This window comes from Mesorhizobium sp. M4B.F.Ca.ET.017.02.2.1 (assembly GCF_003998955.1).
GTDB classification, from domain to species: domain Bacteria; phylum Pseudomonadota; class Alphaproteobacteria; order Rhizobiales; family Rhizobiaceae; genus Mesorhizobium; species Mesorhizobium abyssinicae.
Map to the genome: position 1 here is coordinate 1 of NZ_RZOF01000341.1, position 6,696 is coordinate 6,696.

Here is a 6,696-nt window from a genome sequence, read left to right on the forward strand (position 1 = left end):
ATTTCCGGGCGCCTGCGGCCAGACCAGCGACACCGTCTCGGCGAGGTCGCCGACATAGTCGTAGGAATAGCCGAACAGCACCGGGTCCATGCGCTCGACCACCAGCGCCCGCAGCATCGCCGGCTTCACCGCCGCGATCGACAGGTCCCCGGTGATCGCTGCCAGCGCCAGCCCGCGGTCCGGGTCTTCGACGCTGCGGAAATAGTCGGTCAGCAGCGTCAGCTTGCCGTTGCGCGACGGCGTCAGCACGAGGCGGTCGAGGAGCTCGGCGAAGCGGTTCATGGCTGGGCGCTCTGCGCAAATTGCGAAAGCTGGCGCGAGGCCCCCCTCTCTGGCCTGCCGGCCATCTCCCCCTCAAGGGGGGAGATCGGATGTCGCGCCGGCTTTCGCCAATCTCCAGCGCCGCGAGGGATGCGTCGGCATCGAAACTGCCAATCTCCCCCCTTGAGGGGGAGATGTCCGGCAGGACAGAGAGGGGGGCCGTAGAGCGCTGCGATGGCGACTGGCAAGCTATGTCCCATCAATCGCCCTCGTCCTCATAGCCCACCAGATGCAGCGGCCGCGCCGCGATGCCTTCCAGCTCGCACCAGCGCACCAGCGCTTCCTCGCGGCCGTGGGTCACCCAGATTTCCGAAGCACCAGTCTCCTTGATCGTGGCGGTCAGCTCGTCCCAGTCGGCATGGTCGGAGATGATCAGCGGCAGTTCGACGCCGCCCTGCTTGGCGCGCTGGCGGATGCGCATCCAGCCCGAGGCGAAGCAGGAGATCGGGTCGGGAAATCGCCGCGCCCAGCGGTCGGCGAAGGCCGCCGGCGGACCGACGACGATGGCGCCCGCGAAATCGTCCTTGCCGCCGCTGTCGACCGTTGCTGGGTCGAGCTGCCCGAGGTCGATGCCCTGGCTCTGGTAATATTCGCTGAGCTTCGCCAGCGCGCCATGGATATAGATCGGCCTGTCGTAGCCGCAGTCGCGCAAGAGCCGCATGACGCGCTGTGCCTTGCCGAGCGCATAGGCGCCGATCAGGTGCGAGCGCTCCGGAAACTGCGCCGCCGATTTCAGCAGCCGGACGATTTCCTCGGTGTCCGGCGGATGGCGGAACACCGGCAGGCCGAACGTCGCCTCGGTGATGAAGATGTCGCAAGGGATCGGCTCGAACGGCTGGCAGGTGGCGTCCTTCTGGCGCTTGTAGTCGCCGGAAGCGACGATGCGCATGCCCCGATGCTCGACTGCGATCTGCGCCGAGCCCAGCACATGGCCCGCCGGATGAAAGCTGACCGACACGCCGTTGAGGTCGATCGTCTCGCCGAGGACGGCGGCCTGCGTGGCCCCGGCAAAATCCTCGCCATAACGCAACGCCATGATGTCGAGCGTCTGCCGGGTCGCGAGCACCGAGCCGTGGCCGGAGCGCGCATGGTCGGAATGGCCGTGCGTGATCAGCGCGCGGGCCACCGGCCGCACCGGGTCGATGAAGAAATCGCCGGGCGGGCAGTAGAGGCCCTCGGGGCGGGGCTTGAGCAGGTCGCTGGCGCGCATGGCTTCAAGATAGTGGCTAAATCCGGCGCGGGAAGCCTGTTGCCAGAGACTGCTGACTCATCCTACAGCCAGTCGCCGGTCCGATCGCCGGTGGGATCCTTGCACCATGAAACCGTTCCAGGCCTCGTCCGGCGACCTGACCGCCGACCGCCGCGCCGACTTCGCCGAGATGCTCGGCGCCTCCGGCGATCCCACTGCTGCGGCGGAGCTGCTGCTCGGCGCGCTCGAGCTGGCGCCGCAATGGTCGGCCGGCTGGTTCCGCCTCGGCGAGATGCAGGAAGCCGCCGGCCAGCCCGAGCAGGCCGCGCAGGCCTGGGCGATGGCGATGCGGCTGGAGCCTGCGGACCGGCTGGGCGCCGCGCTGAAGCTGCAACTAATCGGCAAGGCGCCGGCTGCGGCAGCCCCGCCCAGCGCCTTCGTCGAGACCCTGTTCGACCAGTATGCAGCTACCTTTGAGGAGTCGCTCGTCGGCAAGCTCGGCTACCGGATGCCAGAATTCCTCGATCACGCCATTCGATCGGTCCGGCCGGGCCGCTTCTCTCTGGCGGTCGACCTCGGCTGCGGCACCGGCCTGATGGGCGAAAGGCTGCGGCCGATCGCCGACCGGCTGGAGGGCTGCGACATCTCGGCGGCCATGCTGAAGCAGGCGCGGGCCAAGGGCATTTACGACCGGCTCGTCAAGGCCGACCTGCAGGACTTTGCGTTTGCCGGCCCGAAGGCCGATCTGGTGGTGGCGGCCGACGTGTTCATCTATGTCGGCGCGCTCGAAGGCATTGTGAGCACCGTCGCCGGCATGCTTTCCGAGGATGGATTGTTTGCCTTCTCCGTCGAGACGCTGGCTGATGGAGAACTGGGCGGCGGCAACGGTTTCGCGCTGCGCCCGTCCCGCCGCTATGCGCATTCGCAAGGCTACGTGCGGGGCGTTCTGGCCGCCAGCGGCTTTTCGATCTTGTCGCTGGACAGCACGATCGTCCGCCACGACCGCCACGAGCCGATCGATGGCCTCGCCGTGGTGGCGGGGAAATCGTCGACGTCGTGAACCTGCGCCAGGTTCCTGCTGCGAAAAAGCCCGAATCTCGTGTCGGGGTTGTACGGGGCGGACACAGAAAGAGAGGGACACCATGCGCTGGAACATGATGGCCTTGGCCTCGTGCCTGGCAATGGCCGGCTGCGTCGGCGGCACCTCGATGGCAGAACGCCAGGACGAGGACGTTCAGTCCTCGCTGCAATATGACAGCGTGCCGTGCGATCAGCTGATTGCCCAGCGCAATGGGCTGGCCGAGCAAAATCACCTGCCGACGACCGCCAAGACGACCTTCTCCAACCCGGCCATGGGTTTCGGTCCGTTCACGCCCGACATGCGCTCCAAGGCGACGCGCGACAGCGACAGGGCAAGCGGCCAGATCGACGCCATGAACCGGTCGATCGAGCGCCGCGACTGCGGCCAGCCGAAAAAGAAGAACAAGTTCGAACTGCCCGGCTCGAAGCCGTCTTGAGGATTTAGTATCCGGCCTCGCGGTCGACGATATTGTCGAGCTTCTCGCCGCGCTCGTAAGCCGCCATCTGCCGCAGCATGATCGGCACCAGATGCACGGGATCGGAGGTCGCCGCCGCATGCGGCGTCACGAACACCTTCGGATGCGCCCATAGCGGGCTGGTCTTCGGCAACGGCTCGACCTCGAACACGTCGAGGCTCGCCTCCTTCAGCGTGCCGTCCTCCAGCGCGCGCAGGATGTCGGCATCCTTCTGCAGGCGTCCGCGTCCGGCATTGATCAGCACCGAGCCGCCGAGGCCGTTGCGCTTGCGCAGTTCCTTCAGAAGACTGTAGTTGACGATGCCTTGTGTCTGGGCCGTCAGCGGCAGCAGCACCACCAATATGTCGGTGGCGTTGAGGAAAGGGATCAGCCCGACCTCGCCCGCATAGGTGGAAACACCTTTCATCGGCCGCTCCGTCCGCGACCAGCCATTGACCGCGAAGCCCAGCGACAACAGCACCGACGCCGCCGCGCGGCCGAGATTGCCGAGCCCCATGATGCCGACCGAGATGTCGCCGGCCGGCCGCTGCGGCGGTTCGTGCCAGGTCTTCTTCTTCTGCTGCGCTTGATAGAGCATGCCCTGGCGGTGATGGTCGAGCACGCGCCAGACCACGTACTCGGTCATGTATTGGGTGAGGTTGTCGGCGACCACCTTGACGATCGGCACGTCGGGCAGGCCGGGATCGGCGAAGATATGGTCGACGCCGGCGCCGATCGAGAAGATGGCGCGCAGATTGGGCAGGGACGAAAGCAGGTTGGCCTTCTGCTTCCACACCACCGCATAGGTGATCGAGGGATCGCTGGCGCCGTCCGGCTCCAGCACCACCTCGCGCTCGGCCGACAGCAGCTCGCGCCAGCGCTGCGGATGAAAGCCGGTGACGGCAAGCAGGACGCGGCCTTTTTCCATGTGCGGATTTTTCTTCCCTGTCATTTCAGCTTTGGCCCTGCCTATTCGCTGACCACGCCGGTCGGTGCCGTCTCGATCCGGAAGGCGGCCGAGATCAGTGCCCGAGTATAGTCGGTTTGCGGGCTGCCAAAAATCTGTTCGGAAGGCCCGGCTTCGACGATCTGGCCATTGCGCATGACGATGACGTCGTTGGCAAGCGCGCGGATGACTTTCAGGTCGTGGCTGATGAACAGATAGGCGAGATCGTGCTTGGCCTGCAGGCTGCGCAGGAGATCGACGACCTGCGCCTGCACGCTCATGTCGAGCGCCGAGGTCGGCTCGTCCAGCATGACGAAGCGCGGGTTGAGCACCATGGCGCGGGCGATGGCCACGCGCTGGCGCTGGCCGCCGGAGAATTCGTGCGGATAGCGGTTGCGCGTCTCGGGATCGAGCCCGACCTCCTTCAACACGTCGACGACCTTGTCGTCGCGCTGGTCGGGCGTGAGCTTCGGCTCGTGGATCCTCAGTCCTTCCTCGATGATCTCGGCGATCGACATGCGCGGGCTGAGCGAGCCGAACGGGTCCTGGAAGACGATCTGCAGCTCGCGCCTGAGCGGCCGCATGGCATTGAAGGAGAGCTGGTTGATGTCGCGCCCGTCGAACTGGATGGTTCCGGTCGACGAGATCATCCTGGCAAGCGCCAGCCCAAGCGTCGTCTTGCCCGAGCCGGATTCGCCGACGACGCCAAGCGTCTGGCCGGCCCGCACGGTGACGTCGATCCCGTCCACCGCCTTCACATTGTCGACGGTGCGGCGGAAGAAGCCGCGCTTGATCGGGAACCAGACCTTGATGTCCTTGCCCATCATCACCGCCTTGGCGTCGGCATTCGCCGCCGGCGGCTTGCCTTTCGGCTCGGCCGCCAGCAAGTGCTTGGTATAGGCATGCTGCGGATTGGCGAAGATGTCCTTGGTCGGGCCGCTCTCGACGATCTTGCCCTTGGTCATCACGCAGACGCGGTCGGCGATCTTCCTGACGATGCCGAGATCATGGGTGATGAACAGCATCGACATGCCCTTGCGGGCCTTGAGCTTCGCAAGCAGCTCGAGGATCTGCGCCTGCACGGTGACGTCGAGCGCCGTCGTCGGCTCGTCGGCGATCAGAAGCTCCGGCTCGTTGGCCAGCGCCATGGCGATCATGACACGCTGGCGCTGGCCGCCGGAAAGCTGGTGCGGATAGGCGTCGAGCCTCTTTTCCGGGTCGCGTATGCCGACCTCGTTGAGCAGTTCCAGCGTGCGCGCTCGAGCCTGCCTGTCGCCGAGCCCCTGGTGCAGCTTCAGCACCTCGACGACCTGCTGCTCGATCGTGTGCAGCGGATTGAGCGAGGTCATCGGCTCCTGGAAGATCATGGTGATCTTGTTGCCGCGCACCCGCCTCAGCGCCCGCTCGTCCATGGACAACAGGTCGGCGCCCTGGAACAGAATCCGTCCGGACGGGTGGCTGGCCGTCGGGTAGGGCAGGAGCTTCAGCACCGACAGCGCCGAGACCGACTTGCCGGAACCGGACTCGCCGACCAACGCCACCGTCTCGCCCTTGGCGATGTCGAAGGAAATGTGGTCGACGGCGAGCGACTGCTTGCCGCCTTGCGCGAAGGCGACGCTGAAATCGCGGACGGAAAGCAGGGGCTCGCTCATTTGAACGTCTTGCGCGGATCGAAGGCGTCGCGCGTCGCCTCGCCGACGAAAACCAGCAGCGAAAGCATCAGCGAGATGACGATGAAGGCGGAAATGCCGAGCCACGGCGCGTTGAGGTTGCGCTGCGCCTGCTTAAGCATTTCGCCGAGCGAGGCCGAGCCCGGCGGCAGGCCGAAGCCGAGATAGTCGAGCGAGGTCAGCGTCGAGATCGAGCCGGAGAGCAGGAAGGGCAGGAAGGTCAGCGTCGCCACCATGGCGTTGGGCAACAGGTGCCGGAACATGATCGTGCGGTTGGGCACACCGAGGGCGCGCGCGGCGTTGACATATTCGAAGTTGCGGGCGCGCAGGAACTCGGCCCTGACCACGCCAACCAGCGCCACCCAGGAGAACAAGAGCATCAGGCCGAGCAGGATGAAGAAGCCGGGCGGCAAGATGGCGGCGACGATGAGCAGCAGATAGAGCACCGGGATCGCCGACCAGATCTCGATAAAGCGCTGGAACAGAAGGTCCGTCCAGCCGCCGAAATAGCCTTGCATGGCGCCGGCCGCCACGCCGATCAGCGACGATCCCACGGTCAGGATCAGGCCGAACAGGACGGATATCCTGAAGCCGTAGATCAGCCGCGCCAGCACGTCCCGCGCCTGGTCGTCGGTGCCCAGCCAGTTCCAGTTGCCGACCGAGCAGTTCGGGTCGGCCGCGCCTTGCGGGTATTGGTTGCAGAGCGTCTTCTTGTCGTAGAGCCAGGACGGCTTGGTCGGAGCCGCCTCGGGAATGGCGTTGTTGACCGTCTGGTAGGAGTAGCGCACCGGTGGCCAGATCATCCAGCCATTGGCGTTGATCTCGTCCTGGATGACGGGGTCGCGATAATCGGTCACGGCATAGAAGCCGCCGAATTTCTCTTCCGGATAGGCGACCAGCACCGGGAACAGGATCTCGCCCTTATAGGAGGCGATGATCGGCTTGTCGTTGGCGATGAACTCGGAAAACAGCGACAGCACGAACAGGATGAGAAAGATCCACAACGACCAAAAGCCGCGCCGGTTCGACTTGAAG

Annotated in this window: 6 protein-coding genes and 1 pseudogene; 2 read left to right on the plus strand and 5 right to left on the minus strand. The window is 65.6% G+C overall.

Annotated features, from left to right (window positions below):
• Together EN738_RS28375 and EN738_RS28385 are read right to left on the minus strand one after the other, a co-directional pair.
• Positions 1-282, minus strand: a pseudogene (locus EN738_RS28375) (ATP-dependent DNA ligase); the annotation flags it as partial.
• A 238-nt stretch (positions 283-520) separates the two neighbouring features.
• Positions 521-1,531: a ligase-associated DNA damage response exonuclease gene (locus tag EN738_RS28385; RefSeq protein WP_127286551.1), complete on the minus strand. Its 1,011-nt coding sequence runs from the start codon at positions 1,529-1,531 to the stop codon at positions 521-523.
• 106 nt (positions 1,532-1,637) lie between these two features.
• On the opposite strand from EN738_RS28385, the gene EN738_RS28390 reads away from it, so the two are divergent.
• Positions 1,638-2,570, plus strand: a complete 933-nt coding sequence (locus tag EN738_RS28390) for a methyltransferase domain-containing protein (protein WP_127286552.1) — start codon at positions 1,638-1,640, stop codon at positions 2,568-2,570.
• Positions 2,571-2,652: 82 nt separating this feature from the next.
• A complete protein-coding gene (locus EN738_RS28395; RefSeq protein ID WP_127286553.1) occupies positions 2,653-3,027 on the plus strand; it encodes a hypothetical protein in 375 nt (124 codons plus the stop codon).
• Positions 3,028-3,031: 4 nt separating this feature from the next.
• Here the strand turns inward: EN738_RS28395 and EN738_RS28400 are convergent, their stop codons facing one another.
• The 3 genes from EN738_RS28400 to EN738_RS28410 all read right to left on the minus strand — a co-directional run.
• Positions 3,032-3,973 carry a glyoxylate/hydroxypyruvate reductase A gene (locus tag EN738_RS28400; RefSeq protein WP_127286554.1) on the minus strand — a complete coding sequence of 314 codons (942 nt, stop codon included), beginning with the start codon at positions 3,971-3,973 and terminating at the stop codon, positions 3,032-3,034.
• 41 nt (positions 3,974-4,014) lie between these two features.
• Complete coding sequence (locus EN738_RS28405) at positions 4,015-5,643, minus strand: ABC transporter ATP-binding protein (RefSeq protein ID WP_127286555.1); 1,629 nt, start codon at positions 5,641-5,643, stop codon at positions 4,015-4,017.
• On the minus strand, positions 5,640-6,696 hold a 1,057-nt coding region (locus EN738_RS28410), incomplete at its 5' end, for an ABC transporter permease (protein WP_145966955.1). The genes EN738_RS28405 and EN738_RS28410, both read right to left, overlap by 4 nt.